This is a genomic window from Oxalobacteraceae sp. CFBP 8761 (genome assembly GCA_014841595.1).
Lineage (GTDB): Bacteria > Pseudomonadota > Gammaproteobacteria > Burkholderiales > Burkholderiaceae_D > Telluria.
This window is the reverse complement of sequence record JACYUE010000001.1, coordinates 2,423,784-2,439,988: the sequence shown is the minus strand read 5'-3', so window position 1 is coordinate 2,439,988 and position 16,205 is coordinate 2,423,784. Positions and strand designations below refer to the sequence as shown.

Here is a 16,205-nt window from a genome sequence, read left to right as displayed (position 1 = left end):
AGTATGGATTGGCAGTTCTGGATCGACCGTGGCGGCACATTCACCGATATCGTGGGGCGCCGCCCGGATGGGCAACTCGTCACGCACAAGCTCCTGTCCGAGCACCCCGAACAGTACCGCGACGCGGCCGTTGCCGGCATCCGTCACCTGCTGGGCGTTGCCGCGGGCGCGCCGCTGCCGGCAGCCGGCATCGAGGCGGTCAAAATGGGCACGACCGTGGCCACCAATGCGCTGCTCGAGCGCAAGGGCGAGCCGACCGTGCTGGCCATCACGCGCGGCTACCGCGACGCGCTGCGCATCGCCTACCAGAACCGGCCCCGCCTGTTCGACCGCCACATCGTGCTGCCCGAGCTGCTGTATGCGCAGGTGATCGAAATCGATGAACGCGTCGGCGCGCACGGCGACATCGTGCAGCCGCTCGATGAAGCAGCTACCCAGGCCAGCCTGCAGGCGGCGTTCGACGCCGGCCTGCGCTCGCTGGCCATCGTCTTCATGCACGGCTACCGCTACACGGCGCACGAGGCGGCAGTGGCCCGCATCGCGCGCGCGATCGGCTTCACGCAGGTGTCGGTTTCGCATGAAGTGAGCCCGATGATGAAGCTCGTCGCGCGTGGCGACACGACGGTGGTCGACGCCTATCTGTCGCCGATCCTGCGCCGCTATGTCGACCAGGTGGCCGACGAACTGCCCGGCGTGAACCTGCAGTTCATGCAGTCCAATGGCGGCCTGACCGATGCGCGCGCGTTCCAGGGCAAGGACAGCATCCTGTCCGGCCCCGCCGGCGGCATCGTCGGCATGGTGCGCGCGAGCCGGCAGGCCGGCTTCGAGCGCGTGATCGGCTTCGACATGGGCGGCACCTCGACCGATGTATCCCATTTTGCGGGCGAATTCGAGCGCGTGTTCGAAACCCAGGTTGCCGGCGTGCGCATGCGCGCGCCGATGATGAGCATCCATACTGTCGCTGCCGGCGGCGGTTCAATCCTGCACTTCGACGGCAGCCGCTATCGCGTGGGGCCGGACAGCGCCGGCGCCAATCCCGGCCCGGCCAGCTACCGGCGCGGCGGCCCGCTCGCCGTCACCGACTGCAACGTCATGCTCGGCAAGGTGCAGCCCGATTATTTCCCGCACCTGTTCGGCCAGCGCGGCGATGAAGCATTGGACGTCGCCGCCGTGCGCCGCGGTTTCGATGCGCTGGCGAACGAGATTGGCGCCGCGACGGGTGAACGGCCCGCGCCGGAAGCGGTGGCCGAAGGTTTCATCGCGATCGCAGTAGGCAATATGGCCAACGCGATCAAGCAGATCTCGGTGCAGCGCGGCCATGACGTCACCGACTACGTGCTCACCAGTTTTGGCGGCGCCGGCGGCCAGCACGCGTGCCTCGTGGCCGATGCCCTGGGCATGCAGACGGTGTTCATCCACTCGCTGGCGGGCGTGCTGTCGGCGTATGGCATGGGGCTGGCCGACCAGAGCGCGATGCGCGAGCAGGCCGTCGAAGAGCGGCTGGTCGATGCGGTACTGCCGGCGCTGGCCGGGCGTCTCGGCGTCCTGGGTGAGGCCGCGCGCGCGCAGTTGCAGGCGCAGGGTGTCGCGCCCGCTCGCATCACGCTCGTCGAACGCGTGCACCTGCGCTACGAAGGCACCGACTCGGCGCTGGTCGTGCTTGCGGGCGACATGGCAGCGATGACGGCGCAGTTTGAACAAGCCTATAAACGCCGCTATTCGTTCCTGATGCCGGCGCGCGCGCTGATCGTCGAGGCGGTGTCGGTCGAGGCCATCGGCCAGTCCGATGCGCCGCCGGAGCAGTTGGTGGCCTCCACCGCGCAGGTCGGGGAATCTGCCCCACAGGATGTCGCGCGCATGTACAGCGCGGGCCGCTGGCACGATACCGGTGTCTATGCCCGCGGCGCGCTGCAGCCGGGACATGCGGTGCGCGGGCCGGCGATCATCGCCGAAGACAATGCGACCACGGTCGTCGAGCCGGGCTGGGAAGCGCGCGTGACGCCGTATGGCCATCTGGTGCTGCAGCGCGTGGAAGCCCTGCCCGAACGGCGCGCGATCGGCACCACGGCCGATCCGGTGATGCTCGAGATCTTCAACAACCTGTTCATGTCGATCGCCGAGCAGATGGGCCTGCGTCTGCAGAACACGGCGCACTCGGTCAACATCAAGGAACGGCTCGACTTCAGCTGCGCGATCTTCGACCAGAATGGCAACCTGGTGGCCAACGCACCGCACATGCCGGTGCACCTGGGTTCGATGGGCGAGAGCATCAAGACCGTGATGCGCGAGAACGCTGGCCGCATGCATGCAGGCGACGTGTACATCCTGAACGACCCGTACAACGGCGGCACGCACCTGCCCGACGTGACGGTGATCTCGCCCGTGTTCGACGAAGCGGGCGGCGAGATCCTGTTCTATGTCGGCTCGCGCGGCCACCACGCCGACATCGGCGGCACCACGCCAGGCTCGATGCCGCCCGACTCGAGCCACATCGAGCAGGAGGGCGTCCTGATCAACAATTTCAGGTTGATTGACGGTCAGGACGGCGTGCTGCGCGAAGACGCGGCGCGCGCGCTGCTGGTGGGTGCGCGCTACCCGGCGCGCAATCCCGACCAGAACCTGGCCGACCTGCGCGCGCAGGTGGCCGCGAACCAGAAAGGCGTCGAAGAGCTGCACAAAATGGTCGCGCACTTTGGCCTGGACGTCGTACGCGCCTACATGGGCCACGTGCAGGACAATGCCGAAGAGGCTGTGCGGCGCGTGATCTCGGCGCTCAAGGATGGCAGCTTCCACTACCAGCTCGATAACGGCGCGCACATCGACGTCGCGATTCGCGTGGACGCTGCGGCGCGCAGTGCGGAAATCGACTTCACCGGCACGTCCGGCCAGCTGCCGAACAACTTCAATGCCCCGTCGGCCGTGTGCATGGCCGCCGTGCTGTATGTGTTCCGCACGCTGGTCGACGATGAGATTCCGCTGAACGCCGGATGTTTGAAACCGCTGAAGGTGATCATTCCGCCCGGCTCGATGCTCAATCCGCATTATCCGGCGTCGGTCGTGTCGGGCAATGTCGAAACGTCGACCTGCATCACCAATGCGCTGTATGGCGCGCTGGGCGTGATGGCGGCGGCGCAGGGCACGATGAACAACTTCACGTTCGGCAATGAGCGCTATCAGTATTACGAGACCATCTCGGGCGGCTCCGGCGCGGGCGACGGTTTCGACGGCACCGACGTGGTCCAGACCAATATGACCAACTCGCGCCTGACGGATCCCGAGATCCTGGAATTCCGCTTTCCCGTGCGACTTGAGCGTTATGAAATTCGTCCGAATTCGGGCGGGGCGGGGCGCTGGCATGGTGGGAATGGCGGCGTTCGCCGGGTGCGCTTTTTAGAGCCGATGACGGCGGCGATCCTGTCGAACAACCGGATTCACGCACCGTTCGGCATGGCCGGTGGCGGCGAGGCAGCGCGCGGCAAAAACAGCGTCGAGCGTGCCGATGGCCGCATCGAGCAGGTAGGCCATATCGGCAAGATCGACATGGCCGCGGGCGACGTGTTCGTCATCGAGACGCCGGGCGGCGGCGGTTACGGCAAGCCCTAGGATGGGGCGGCATATTGTGGCGCGCCCGCGCGCCCTGTATGCTGCACCAGCACCGATTTTCACCACATTATTCACCCTATGAGAGAAACCATGAAACGTGTACTGACCTGCTCCGCCCTGGTGGCGGCAATGCTGCTGACGGTCACCGCCTGCAAGCGCGCCGAAGCACCGGCCACCCCTGCTGCTGCCAGCGCTGACAGCACCGCCAGCGCCACTGCGCCGGCCGTCGCCTCCCAACAGATCGACACCGTCGTCGGCACCGGCAAGGAAGCCACGGCCGGCGCGACCGCTGTCGTCAACTACACCGGCTGGCTGTACGAGCCGGCGGCGCCGCAGCAGCGCGGCAAGGAGTTCGATTCGTCGATCGGTCGCGAGCCGTTCAAGTTCCAGCTCGGCGCCGGCCAGGTCATCAAGGGATGGGATGTGGGCGTGCAGGGCATGAAAGTCGGCGGCAAGCGCACGCTGATCGTGCCGGCCGACATGGGCTATGGCGCCGGCGGCGCGGGTCCGATTCCGCCAAACGCCACGCTGGTGTTCGAGGTCGAACTGCTCGACGTCCTTTAATTCGCAGCCGGTGCCTTTGCCGGTGCCGGTGCTTTCTCCAGCGCCGGTGCTGTCTCCAGTGCTGGCGCCGGTGTCAACGGCGGCGCCACTGTCGTCCGGCGCGGTGGCGTTGCCACCGCATCCTGTTTGGCGCCCGGCGCTTCGCGATCCCGGATCCGGTACCACGCAAGACCCAGCAGCTCATAGGTTGCATACCACGAGCGCCGCATGCCTTCCGCGCTTGGCAGCCACGCATCGAATCCGTAGTGCGGGTTGTAGACGAACATGGTCGGCGCTTCGACCACCTCAAGGCCTTCGCGCTCGAACACATTGCGCGCGCGGTGCATGTGCATCGCATCGGTCACCAGCAAAATTCGTTTGATCCCCGCCGGGCGCAGCAGCACATTGCTGTAGATGGCATTCTCGCCCGTGTCGCGCGAACGCCGTTCGATCCACTTGACCGGCACCCCGAAATCCTCGCGCAGCGCCCTGGCCATCGCATCAGCCTTGGTGTATCCCATGTCGATTCTGGCCGGATCGACGCCACTGCCGCCATTGCCGCCCGTGACCAGAATTGGCAGGCCGGTGCGTCGCTGCAGGTGCGCGCCGTAGCGCAGGCGCGCCAGCGCGGTATGGTCGGGGATGTCGCGGTTGTCGTATTCGCCCGCGCTGCGCAACCGGCCCGCTGCCAGGACGACGATGGCCTGGGCGCCGGCGCTCTCGGGCCGCGCCAGCGGCTTGGTCATCTGCTCCAGCGGTCCGACCAGGAAGCTCGATCCCGCGTGACTCGACATGAAGGTCAGCAGGGCGAGCCCGGTACCGGCGACGATGCGCCCGGCTCTGGGCCGGAAACGCCACAGCAACAAACCCAGCGCGATGATCAGGAACAGGCTGGTGGGAGGCAGGAAGAGGTTGCGGGGAAGGGCGTTGATTAGGTCGAGCAAAATGGAAGGCGATCGGGCCGCTGTAGTAACAATGACATCGACAGTAGACCGTAACTTGTGCAGTGCGTCAAGTTTGCAGGCCTAGGCTCGATAGCCGGCGTTGAGCACGTACAGTTCGAGAGGCATGGCGACGATGGCGAGCAGCATGGGCAGCATCCACACCAGCTTCCGTGTCCGGCTCATGCGCGGCTGCTGTTGCCGGCGCGTGCGATACGCCCGATAACCGGCATACGCGCCCAGCGGCGGCAGGATGAAGATCGGGATGGCGAGCCAGAAGGTCAAGGCCGACAGCAGCGTCAGAGCGAGAGAGAGCAATGCCATGGCAGGTGGTCGTGGTGAGGTTGCAGGATCATTCGAAGCGCGGCTGCATTGCGGGGTCGGTCCTGCACGAGCGTTGCCGGCGTTCCCAAAGCGGCGGATGACTGTCCCGGGGATCCGCCACCAGCACCGCGGGCCGCAATTGCACATATCTGAGCACGGCGTCGCAGTTGCGCTGCGCGGCGGCGTGCTGGTACAGGGCAACGGCGAGCGCTTCCTCGCCGCGCTGTTCCAGCAACAATCCATACCGGTAGAACGCGGTCGGGTGGCGCGCTCCCATGGCGCGCTCGTACAGGAGCGCCGCTTCATCGTCAGCCTGCGGCTGCGCCCGCAGCGTATCGAGCAGGACGCCGAGGGCAGTTTCGGCCCGCCCGTCGCTACGGCCCAGTGCCTTGCGGTACAGTGCTGCTGCCTCGACGTCGTCCTGCACATTGCCGAGCCCCAGCTCGTACGTGCGGCCCAGCAGGTACAACCCGGATGGGTCATCCCGCGCCGCAGCGCGCGCCAGCCAGCCGGCAGCGGTATGGCGTTCATCGTCGTTTACTGCGCTGCGCATCAGCATGGTGCCGAGTCGTATCTGGGCGTCAGGCAGGCCACCATCGGCGGCTTGCGTCAGCCAGTAAGTGGCCAGTTCGGGGTCGAGGTCGTTGCCCAGGCCATGTTGATAACTCCAGGCCAGGTTGGCCTGCGCCCAGCCATGCCCCTGTGCGGCCGCCTGTGCGTACCACCAGGTTGCCTTCTGCCGATCGCGCTGTACGCCGGCGCCGCGCAGGTACAGGACGCCCAGATTGTTCTGTGCATGCGCATTGCCGGCCCGCGCCGCCCTTTCGTACCAGAGCGCGGCTTGTGCGAGATCGGTCTTGACGTGGGTGCCGCGCTCGTACCAGGTGCCGAGCCGGTTCTGGGCCGCCGGATCGCCGCCGGTCGCCTGCGCCGTAGTGGCCACCAGCAGCGACGCGTCGGACGCCGGGAATGTGCCGGTGTATGACCATTTGAATTGCGTCTTGAGCCAGCCGCTCGGCACCTCGCCCGTGGATACCACCGCGTGATAGGTGCAACCGCGCGTGTTGTCGAGCGCAGCCTCGTCCAGGTCGGCCCGGCCCGCAGAACCGGTCACGCGCGCTTCGAGGAGATAGCCTTTTTCGTGGATGCGTAATTCGAGCGTGGTCGTGCCGCTGGCGTGCTGCGCCAGCGCGGCGGCAGGCCAGACGGGGCGCTGGCAGGCGTACAAATCGAATTTAAGTGCCGACTGCGCGTCGGCGGCGCGTGCGATGCCCGACCCGGTGATGGCAGTCGCGCCGATGGCAAGGTAGAGCAGGACGGCTTGCATGCAGGTCATGAGCACGGCGTTCAGCCGGCCGCGATCCCGTACTTGCGCCGTGCTGCCTGGTATTCCTCGGTCAGCGTGGCCAGCCTTGGATGCTGCGCATCCTGGGCCCGGATGCCATCCAGCAGCCCGGCCGCGGTCTGGCCCAGTGGATGGTCCCAGCCCAGTTCGTTGATCTGGCGAAGAATGCCGCCGGCGGTGGCTGCCATCACCTGCAGGTTGTGCGGCGCCAGGTGCAGCGCTTCGCGCAGCGTCTGGACCGCGCCGCGCACGTCGCCCATATTGCGTTTTTCGTCGGCCACGCCCAGCAGGATCTGCGCCTGCGCCTTGAGCTGCTGGTCCATGTTTTCCAGCAGGTCGGCGCGGCCGGCATTCACGAAGACCGTCATTGCCTGGTCGGGCGAGACCCCGCTGCTGGCGTCATTCACCACGGTCAGCATCACGCCGGCGGCCTGCTCGTCGAGCCGGTGTGCCAGGCAGGCGCGCGCCAGTTCGAGTTTGAGGCTGGAGGACAGCGCATTGTTGGCGCGCACCGCCGACACGGCGTTCTGCAGGCCGGCCACGGCCGCGCCGCTATTGCCGGTCTTGTCGTGCAGGAGCGCGTTGGCATAGGCGTGGCAGGCATCGTAGCCCGGGGCCGCGCGCAGCGTGCGTTCGAGGTCGCGGATCGCGCCGCTGGCCTGCAGCAGGTCGCCACGCGCCACCAGCGTCTTGACCAGGCTGACGTGGTCTTCGGGATCGCGAAACGCCGAGTAGCGCGCCTTGCCCACGACCTGGCGGAACGACGTCTCGGCCACGGCCATGTCGCCCGTGGTCAGCGCGAGCTCGCCCAGTTTGCGCAGGCGCCCCACGACGTGCGGCGAGATGGCGACCGCATCGGCCAGCACGCTCTGGGCCAGTGCCGGCTCGCCGTCCGCTTCGAGGCAGTGCGCGAGCAGGTCGTAGGCAGACATCAGGCGCGGGTTGGCCACCAGCAGTTCTTCGAGGATCGCGCGGGCGTCATCAATCTGATCCAGCGCGAGCATCGTGCGCGCCAGGCCCAGCACCGCCCAGCCCAGCGGGCGTTGGGCCAGCACATCGCGGTAGACAGCAGCAGCTTCGGCATGTTCGCCCAGCGTCGTGTGTAGTTCGGCGCGCACGCGCGCGAGGTCGGCCGCGAAGCGCGGCTGCGCCTGGGCGTCGCTGGCGCACGCGACGATCGCCTCGCGCAGCCTGCCTTGCGCCGCCAGTTGCCAGGCGGGGAGCAGGGCGGTGCGACGATCGAGCGCGCGCTTGATGCGCGTGCTGATCAAGTCGACCGTGAACGGTTTGAGCAGGTAGTCAGTGGGGGCCAGTTCGGCAGCGCTGACGACCTTGGCGCGCTCGGCCTCGGACGTGAGCATGATGAAGATGGTCGACGGTGTGATGAGGCGATGCTGGCGCAGGTCTTCCAGCAGTTGCTGGCCGTCCTGGCCTTCGCCGGCGCCGCTGGCCAGGTCGTATTCGCACAGGATGATGTCGAACGCGCGTTGCTGCAATTGGCGGATCGCCGTGTTGGCATTGACCGCGTGTTCGATCTTCGTGATGCCGGCCAGGCCCAGCATGTTTTGCAGGCTGGTGCGCATGCCCGGATTGGGATCGACCACCAGCACCGCCAGGTTCGCGTTTTCTTGCATCGTCGCTCTCGTCGCTCTTGTCTGCTCTGGCCGCGTACGCCGGACGGCGCACATCGCAAGATTGTCCACCGTTAAGATACCGGCAAGTGCCGAATCGATCAAGGAAACCAGTGCGCTGCGTGCGCGGGGTGCCAGCCGGTCGTCGATGACGGCCCGGCCAGAGGGGCGAGGCTGTATAATACCGGCCTATCTTCCACCCTAGCAGCGACGCTGCATCAACCGACTGTCCAAGCCATGTTGATTCTGCCGGGTTCCAATGCCCTGTCCGCCTTCCGTAGCCAACGCCTCCTGAGCCAACTGCAAGCTGTCGCCCCGTCGATCGCCGCCGTCCAGGGCCGTTTCTACCATTTCATCGACACCAGCGCGCCACTGTCCATCGACGATACGTCGCGCCTGTCGGCCATGCTCACCTATGGCGAGCCTGCGCCGGAAACCCTGTACGAAGGCGTCACCGAAGCATTCTTCGTCATCCCGCGCCTGGGCACCATTTCGCCGTGGGCCTCGAAAGCGACCGATATCGCCCGCAACTGCGGCATGGGCCATGTCCACCGCATCGAGCGCGGCATCGGCTATACCGTCGTGCTCAAGACCGGCATCCTCGGCAGCAGCTTCGGCGCGCCCAAGAAGCTGGCGGACGACGAGCTGCAGGCGGTGATCGGCCTGCTCCACGACCGCATGACCGATACCGTCCTGCGCAATGCCGACGACGCGCAGCACCTGTTCAATGAACTCGAGGGCAAGCAGCTCGAGAGCATCGACGTGCTGGGTCTTGGCCGCGCCGCACTGGTGCGCGCCAACACCGAACTCGGTCTGGCGATGTCGGACGACGAAGTCGATTACCTGAACGACGCGTTCACGAAGGCGCAGCGCAACCCGACCGACGTCGAGCTGATGATGTTCGCGCAGGCGAACTCGGAGCACTGCCGCCACAAGATCTTCAATGCCGACTGGGTCATCGACGGCGAGAAGCAGAGCATCTCGCTGTTCGGCATGATCAAGAACACGCACCAGCTGAACCCGCGCGGCACCGTCGTCGCCTACAGCGACAACTCGTCGATCATCGAAGGCGCGACCGTCACCCGGTTCTTCCCGCGCGATGGCGAAGAATACGGCCCGTCGACGGAGCTCGTGCACACCCTGATGAAGGTCGAGACGCACAATCACCCGACCGCGATCTCGCCATTCCCGGGCGCCTCCACCGGCGCCGGAGGCGAAATCCGCGACGAAGGCGCAACGGGCCGCGGCGCCAAGCCGAAGGCAGGCCTGGCCGGCTTCACGGTCTCGAACCTGGTGATTCCCGATGCCGTGCGGCCGTGGGAAAACGCGTCGGACGTGACGGGCCAGGTGCGCTCGGATGCCCTGTACGGCAAGCCGGAACGCATCGCCTCGCCACTGCAGATCATGATCGAAGGTCCGATCGGCGGCGCCGCGTTTTCCAATGAATTTGGCCGGCCGGTCCTGGGCGGCTACTTCCGCACCTATGAACAGAACGTCGGCGCAGCCGGCGCGGTCTACGGCTATCACAAGCCGATCATGATCGCCGGCGGCATCGGCAGCATCTCGGCCGCGCACACGCACAAGGACGACATCCCGGTCGGCAGCCTGCTGATCCAGCTGGGCGGCCCTGGCATGCGCATCGGCATGGGCGGCAGCGCCGCGTCGTCGATGGCCACCGGCACCAACACGGCCGACCTGGACTTCGACTCGGTCCAGCGCGGCAATCCGGAGATGGAACGCCGCGCACAGGAAGTCATCAACGGCTGCTGGCAGCTGGGCGCGCACAATCCGATCATCTCGATCCACGACGTGGGCGCGGGCGGCCTGTCGAATGCGTTCCCGGAAATCGTCAACGACGCCAAGCGCGGCGCGATCTTCAATCTGCGCAAGGTGCCGCTTGAAGAAAGCGGCCTGGCGCCTAAAGAAATCTGGTCCAACGAATCGCAGGAACGCTACGTGCTGGCGATCGCGCCCGAGAGCCTGGCGAAGTTCGCCGCGCTGTGCGAGCGTGAGCGTTGCCCGTTTGCCGTCGTCGGTACCGCGACCGAAGAGCGTCAGCTGCGCCTGCTCGACGAAGAGCAGGCCGGTGGCCCGAATGCGTCGCCCGTTGACATGCCGATGGACGTCCTGCTCGGCAAACCGCCGAAGATGACGCGCGACGTGCAGCATGTGCAGAACACCTTCCCGCCGGTGGACCTGACGGGCATCGAGCTGGTGGAAGCGGCGCGCCGCGTGCTGCAGAATCCCACCGTGGGCGACAAATCGTTCCTGATCACGATCGGCGACCGCACGGTTGGCGGCATGACGGTGCGCGACCAGATGGTCGGCCCGTGGCAGGTGCCGGTGGCCGATTGCGCCGTCACGGCAATGGCCTACGACGGCTTCCTCGGCGAAGCGATGGCGATGGGCGAGCGTACGCCGCTGGCCGTGATCGACGCTGCCGCATCGGGCCGGATGGCCGTGGCCGAGTCGATCATGAATATCGCGGCCGCCGCGATCGACGATATCTCGGACATCAAGCTGTCGGCCAACTGGATGGCGGCCTGCGGCCAGCCGGGCCAGGACGCCGCACTGTTCGACACCGTGAAAGCGGTCGGCATGGAACTGTGCCCGGCGTTGGGCGTGTCGATCCCGGTCGGCAAGGATTCGCTGTCGATGCGCACGACCTGGAACGACGCTGGCGCCGCTAAGGCCGTGATCTCGCCGGTATCGCTGATCGTTTCGGCATTCGCACCCGTGGCCGATATCCGCCGCTCGCTGACGCCCCAACTGCGGACGGACGCGGGCGAGACGGCGCTGATCCTGGTCGACCTGGGGCGCGGCAAGAATCGCCTGGGCGCCTCGATCCTGGCGCAAGTCACGCAGCAGTTGGGTGACTCGGTGCCGGACGTCGATTCGCCGGACGACCTGAAAGCGCTGTTCGGCGCAATTCAGGCGCTGAACAAGGACGGCAAGCTGCTTGCTTACCACGACCGCTCGGACGGCGGCCTGTTCGCGACGCTGGCCGAGATGGCCTTTGCCGGTCGCACCGGCGTGTCGGTCAACCTCGACATCCTGACGATGGAGAGCGAGCACGCGGCTGACTGGGGCGACGCCAAGAACTGGACCGGCCAGGTGGCCGAGCGCCGCAACGAAATGACGCTGCGCGCGCTGTTCAGTGAAGAACTGGGCGCCGTCTTCCAGGTGCGCATGGACGACAAGACGGCTGTCATGAACGTGCTGCGCGAAGCCGGTCTCGGTGCGTGCAGCCACATCATCGGCAAACTGAACGACCGTGGCGCGATCGAATTCACGCGCGACGCGAAAGTCATCTACAACGAAAAACGCAGCAGCCTGCACCGCCTGTGGAGCGAGACCAGCTGGCGCATCGCGCGCCTGCGCGACAATCCGGCGTGCGCGGACGCCGAATACGATCGCCTGCTGGACGAGCACGATATCGGCATGACGCCGAAGATCAGCTTCAACCTGGACGAGGATGTTGCTGCGCCGTTCATCGCGACCGGCAAGCGTCCGCGCGTGGCGATCCTGCGCGAGCAGGGCGTCAACTCGCACATCGAGACGGCCTGGGTCATGCACCAGGCGGGCTTCGCTGCCGTCGACGTGCACATGAGCGACCTGATCGCCGGCCGCGCCAAGCTGGACGACTTCCATGGCGTGATCGCCGTGGGCGGCTTCTCGTACGGCGACGTGCTGGGCGCCGGCGAAGGCTGGGCCAAGACCATCCTGTTCAATCCGCAGCTGTCGGACCAGTTCGCCCGCTTCTTCGCGCGCCAGGACACCTTCGGCCTGGGCGTCTGCAACGGCTGCCAGATGATGAGCAACCTGAAGTCGATCATCCCGGGTGCGCAGGCATGGCCGAAGTTCACCCGCAACAAGTCGGAGCAATTCGAAGCGCGCTTTGGCATGGTTGAAGTGCTGGATTCGCCATCGATCTTCTTCCAGGGCATGGCCGGCACCCACGCGCCGATCGCCATCGCGCACGGCGAAGGCTTCGCCGACTTCTCGCTGACGGGCGACTACGACGCATCGATCAAGGCGATGCGCTTCGTCGACAACCGCGGCCAGGCCACCGAAACGTACCCGTTCAACCCGAACGGCTCGCCGGGTGGACTGACGTCGGTGACGACGGCCGATGGCCGCTTCACGGTCCTGATGCCACACGCCGAGCGCGTCTTCCGCGCCTCGGTGCATTCGTGGGCACCGGAATCCTGGGGCGACGAATCGCCATGGATGCGAATGTTCCGCAACGCACGCAAGTGGGTCGGCTGATCGGCTGACTGAAATGAAAAACGCCTCCTCGGAGGCGTTTTTTTTTGCGCCGTAGCACAGCCGGCACAGCCGGGGTCAGGTCTGACATTCGGACACGACCTCAGCTTTAGCCACTTCTCAGCCGGGGTCACAGCTGGGGTCAGGTCTGACATTCGGACACGACCTCAGCTTTAGCCACTTCCAATGATGGCTTGTTCAGAGTCAGCATGGACGATGCCAGCGAACCCGGACCGGTTGACTGTCGAGTTCGTGTCCAATTGTCAGACCCGACCCCCAGCTTTGGTAAGTTATATGTCGAGGTCGTGTCCGAATGTCAGACCTGACCCCGGCTTTTGAGGCTCTTGAAGTGAATTTGGACGCGTGGGTGGCATCGTCGCTCATCTTATGAGGCGTTGAGCACGAAGATGACGTCGTCGTTGCTTGACGGCGCAGGGCGCCAACCCAGTCGCGTGTAGAACTGCGCGGCTCTGGTGCGTGCGCCGGTGCTCAGTGTCACGCGTCTGAACCCCAGCGAGAACAGCCACCCAGATGCCGTTGCCAGCAATTCCTTGCCCAGTCCTTGTCCCTCGAAACGCGGATCGACGAACAGGGCCCAGATTGACCCGTCGATCTTGTTGGCGTAGCTGAATGCGACGATCTCGTCATCGACCAGCGCCACCCAGCCGCGACCATGCTTTTCCAGAAAATCGGCATACATCTGCGGCGTGATTCTCGTGGGGTCGCGCAAGACGTTCTCGGTCACCGCCAGGCGGATGCGGGTCATGTGCGGTATATCGTTGTACGCCGCTTCACGAAATACGGGATGCATAAACGCCAGCCTCCAAATAAAAAGAGCGCACCCTTGGGTGCGCTCTTTGCGGTCCAGCCAGGCAGCGAATTACTGCACTTTGGCTTTCTTGACCAGGGTCTCGCGATAGGCTGCCAGCTGACGCTGCTGCAGACCTTCGGTGACTTGCTGCTTGACTTCTTCCAGCGCCGGCACCTTGGCTGCGCGCACGTCTTCCAGCTTGATGACGTGGAAACCGAACTGCGATTTCACAGGCGTTTCGGTGATGGCGCCTTTTTGCAGGGCGACCATGGCCTTCGAGAACTCAGGCACGTAGGTGGCCGCGCTGGCCCAGCCCAGATCGCCGCCGTTCTGTGCGCTGCCGTCTTTCGACTGCTTGGCCAGTTCGTCGAACTTGCCGCCGGCTTTCAGCTTGGCGATGATGCCCTTGGCATCGGCTTCGGAGTCGACCAGGATGTGACGTGCGTGGTATTCCTTGTCGCCGATCAGCGCTTTCTGCTTGTCATACTCGGCTTTGACGTCGGTATCCTTGACCGGGTTCTTCTTTACGTAATCCGCCAGCATCGCGTTGATGATGATGCTTTGACGGGCGTTGTCGATGGCCGACTTGACGTCGGCGCGGGCGCCGATGTTCTGCTTGTCGGCTTCCTGGATCAATACTTCACGGCTGATCAGGTCTTTCTTGATCGCTTCGCGCAGGTCAGGGGAGTCCGCAGCGCGGCCCTGGGCCACGACCTGCTTGACCAGCTGGTCGACCCGAGCTTGCGGGATTGCCTTGCCATTGACGGTAGCGGCGTTCTGCGCGAGGGCAGGCACGGCAACGACTGCAATCATGGCGAACAACAGGCTGGCTGGCTTCAAAATCATCGTTGAGATCCTATATAAACTCGAAAAGTATCGCCGCAGGCGACGAATGCCGGCGTGCAGTGTGCGCGCCGGCGACAATACATCTTACTGCACCTTTGCCTTCTTGACCATTTGCTCCTGGAAGTCACGCAGCTTCTCTTGCGCGAGCGTCTCGGAGATCTGTGGCTTGACCTGCTCCATCGGTGGCAGCTTGGTCGCGCGGGTGTCGTCCAGCTTGATCACGTGGAAACCGGCATTGGTCTTGACCGGCACGTCGGTGATCGCGCCCTTGGCGAGCTTGGTGAAGCCGGCCGCGAATTCTGGCGGCATCGTGTTCGGGGTGACCCAGTCCAGATCACCGCCGGTGTTGGCAGTGCCGGTGTCTTTCGAGGTCTTGGCGACGTCTTCGAACTTGGCGCCGCCCTTGATCTTGGCAATCGCTGCCTTGGCTTCGGCTTCGGTCGTCATCAGGATGTGGCGGACGTGGTATTCCTTGTCGCCCGTTTCTGCCTTGACCTTGTCGTAGGCGGCCTTGATCTCGGCATCGGTCACCGGGTTCTTGGCGATGTAATCGCGGGCCAGTGCGTTGACGACGATCGACTGGCGGGCGCTGTCCATGGCTTCGCGCACTTCAGGCTTCTTGTCCCAGCCTTGCTTGACGGCTTCTTGCATCAGCACTTCGCGCGCGATCAGGTCGTTCTTGACGGCTTCGCGCAGCTCTGGCGAATCCTTGCCCTGGTTCTGGGCAACGACCTGCTTGACGACGGCGTCGGCGCGTGCCGAAGGAATCGCCTTGCCGTTGACCACTGCGATGTTCTGGGCAAAGGCCGGAGCCGATGCGATGGCAACGAGGGCTAACAGCAGGCGAGCGGGCTTAAAGGTCATGTGTATTCCTGTGACGGGTTTTAACTGGACAAGAGAAGTTCAGGTGGTGTACTTATCTGTTCGATTGTCGGGCAAATTTCTTAAAACTACCTGAAAACCCGCTTTCAGGTCAGCTCGGAAGGCGCGATGGCGTTGATGGCCAGAGCGTGGATTTCCGCCTTGTTGATCATATCGTGCACGGCATCATACACAAGACGATGGCGCATGACCAGCTTGAGGCCTTCGAACCGCGACGACACGATTTTGACCGAATAATGGCTGCCGCCGGAGGCCGCGCCAGCGTGGCCTGCGTGCAGGTGCGAGTCGTCGCTGATCTCGAGCAGGGTAGGGGCCAGCTCGGCTTCGAGCTGGGCGCGCATGCGTGGTTCGCGATCGCTTTTGTCTGTCAGAGTGGTCATGCGTCTTCCTCCTTGATGTATTTGTAGAGCATCATCGTTTGAATCATGATGAAGGCAAAGAATATGGCGGTAAAGCCGAACAGCTTGAAGCTGACCCAGGCGCCGGTATCGTTATGGAAGACCACGAACGCCATCAGCAGGTTCAGCAAACCCATCGCGACGAAGAACGCCATCCAGATGTAGCCAATGCGGTTCCAGAACGGCTCGGGCAGTTTCATGTTCGGCTCCATCACCGAGCGGATCAGGTTCTTGCGATAAAACACTTGCGCGATGAACAGACCCAGTGCGAATGCCCAGTACAGGATCGTCGGCTTCCACTTGATGAACAGGTCGTCGTGGAAATAGATCGTGGCGCCGCCGGCGACGAGGATCACGCCCAGCGTCAGCCACATCGCATTGTCGACCTTGCGCCCGCGCGCCAGCAGGTAACCGACCTGGCACACGGTGGCGATGATGGCCACGGCAGTGGCCAGCAGGATCGCCGACTGTGACGGCGGCACGCCGCCGCCGGCAATCAGGGGGCCGAGATACTCGACGGCCATGCGATGCGCCCAGGCCTGGTTGCTGTCGCCATACTTATAGACGCCGAAGAACAGCAGGACCGGGAAAAAGTCGAACAGGAATTTCATCGTG

General features: G+C 64.9%; 12 protein-coding genes. 3 read left to right on the top strand and 9 right to left on the bottom strand.

The genetic code is table 11. The annotated features are described in order from the left end of the window. Positions 1–3: 3 nt before the first annotated feature. Both IFU00_10590 and IFU00_10585 read left to right on the top strand, forming a co-directional pair. Positions 4–3,603, top strand: a complete 3,600-nt coding sequence (locus IFU00_10590) for a hydantoinase B/oxoprolinase family protein (GenBank protein ID MBD8542732.1) — start codon at positions 4–6, stop codon at positions 3,601–3,603. A 90-nt stretch (positions 3,604–3,693) separates the two neighbouring features. Further along, positions 3,694–4,167: an FKBP-type peptidyl-prolyl cis-trans isomerase gene (locus IFU00_10585; protein ID MBD8542731.1), complete on the top strand. Its 474-nt coding sequence runs from the start codon at positions 3,694–3,696 to the stop codon at positions 4,165–4,167. Here IFU00_10585 and IFU00_10580 read toward each other — a convergent pair. From IFU00_10580 to IFU00_10565, 4 genes are all read right to left on the bottom strand, one after another. Beyond that, positions 4,164–5,090, bottom strand: coding sequence for a YdcF family protein (locus IFU00_10580; GenBank protein MBD8542730.1), 927 nt, complete (start codon positions 5,088–5,090; stop codon positions 4,164–4,166). The two genes, IFU00_10585 and IFU00_10580, sit on opposite strands and share 4 nt — an antisense overlap. Positions 5,091–5,171: 81 nt before the next feature. Beyond that, entirely contained in the window at positions 5,172–5,411 is a 240-nt protein-coding gene (locus tag IFU00_10575; protein MBD8542729.1) for a hypothetical protein, read from the bottom strand. 28 nt (positions 5,412–5,439) lie between these two features. Further along, entirely contained in the window at positions 5,440–6,747 is a 1,308-nt protein-coding gene (locus IFU00_10570) for a TonB family protein (protein MBD8542728.1), read from the bottom strand. Between the two features lie 11 nt (positions 6,748–6,758). Further along, positions 6,759–8,390, bottom strand: coding sequence for a response regulator (locus IFU00_10565; protein MBD8542727.1), 1,632 nt, complete (start codon positions 8,388–8,390; stop codon positions 6,759–6,761). A gap of 234 nt (positions 8,391–8,624) precedes the next feature. On the opposite strand from IFU00_10565, the gene purL reads away from it, so the two are divergent. Then, positions 8,625–12,656, top strand: a complete 4,032-nt coding sequence (gene purL / locus IFU00_10560; GenBank protein ID MBD8542726.1) for a phosphoribosylformylglycinamidine synthase — start codon at positions 8,625–8,627, stop codon at positions 12,654–12,656. Between the two features lie 382 nt (positions 12,657–13,038). Here the strand turns inward: purL and IFU00_10555 are convergent, their stop codons facing one another. The 5 genes from IFU00_10555 to IFU00_10535 form a co-directional block, all read right to left on the bottom strand. Next, positions 13,039–13,419 carry a GNAT family N-acetyltransferase gene (locus IFU00_10555; protein MBD8542725.1) on the bottom strand — a complete coding sequence of 127 codons (381 nt, stop codon included), beginning with the start codon at positions 13,417–13,419 and terminating at the stop codon, positions 13,039–13,041. Positions 13,420–13,533: 114 nt separating this feature from the next. Then, complete coding sequence (locus IFU00_10550) at positions 13,534–14,310, bottom strand: peptidyl-prolyl cis-trans isomerase (GenBank protein ID MBD8542724.1); 777 nt, start codon at positions 14,308–14,310, stop codon at positions 13,534–13,536. An 84-nt stretch (positions 14,311–14,394) separates the two neighbouring features. Continuing rightward, a complete protein-coding gene (locus IFU00_10545) occupies positions 14,395–15,174 on the bottom strand; it encodes a peptidyl-prolyl cis-trans isomerase (GenBank protein ID MBD8542723.1) in 780 nt (259 codons plus the stop codon). 104 nt (positions 15,175–15,278) lie between these two features. Next, the gene (locus IFU00_10540; GenBank protein ID MBD8542722.1) at positions 15,279–15,572 is read right to left on the bottom strand and encodes a BolA family transcriptional regulator; all 294 of its coding nucleotides are present in this window, start codon (positions 15,570–15,572) and stop codon (positions 15,279–15,281) included. Continuing rightward, positions 15,569–16,201, bottom strand: coding sequence for a septation protein A (locus IFU00_10535; protein MBD8542721.1), 633 nt, complete (start codon positions 16,199–16,201; stop codon positions 15,569–15,571). Before IFU00_10535 ends, IFU00_10540 begins: the two co-directional genes overlap by 4 nt. Positions 16,202–16,205 lie beyond the last annotated feature (4 nt).

What these genes read in the sequence shown, in the direction of transcription:
- purL (MBD8542726.1), top strand. Translation starts at nt 8,625, where the DNA reads ATGTTGATTCTGCCGGGTTCCAATGCCCTGTCCGCCTTCCGTAGCCAA.
- IFU00_10585 (MBD8542731.1), top strand. Translation starts at nt 3,694, where the DNA reads ATGAAACGTGTACTGACCTGCTCCGCCCTGGTGGCGGCAATGCTGCTG.
- IFU00_10550 (MBD8542724.1), bottom strand. Translation starts at nt 14,310, where the DNA reads ATGATTTTGAAGCCAGCCAGCCTGTTGTTCGCCATGATTGCAGTCGTT.
- IFU00_10590 (MBD8542732.1), top strand. Translation starts at nt 4, where the DNA reads ATGGATTGGCAGTTCTGGATCGACCGTGGCGGCACATTCACCGATATC.
- IFU00_10555 (MBD8542725.1), bottom strand. Translation starts at nt 13,419, where the DNA reads ATGACCCGCATCCGCCTGGCGGTGACCGAGAACGTCTTGCGCGACCCC.
- IFU00_10535 (MBD8542721.1), bottom strand. Translation starts at nt 16,201, where the DNA reads ATGAAATTCCTGTTCGACTTTTTCCCGGTCCTGCTGTTCTTCGGCGTC.
- IFU00_10545 (MBD8542723.1), bottom strand. Translation starts at nt 15,174, where the DNA reads ATGACCTTTAAGCCCGCTCGCCTGCTGTTAGCCCTCGTTGCCATCGCA.
- IFU00_10565 (MBD8542727.1), bottom strand. Translation starts at nt 8,390, where the DNA reads ATGCAAGAAAACGCGAACCTGGCGGTGCTGGTGGTCGATCCCAATCCG.
- IFU00_10540 (MBD8542722.1), bottom strand. Translation starts at nt 15,572, where the DNA reads ATGACCACTCTGACAGACAAAAGCGATCGCGAACCACGCATGCGCGCC.
- IFU00_10575 (MBD8542729.1), bottom strand. Translation starts at nt 5,411, where the DNA reads ATGGCATTGCTCTCTCTCGCTCTGACGCTGCTGTCGGCCTTGACCTTC.
- IFU00_10570 (MBD8542728.1), bottom strand. Translation starts at nt 6,747, where the DNA reads ATGACCTGCATGCAAGCCGTCCTGCTCTACCTTGCCATCGGCGCGACT.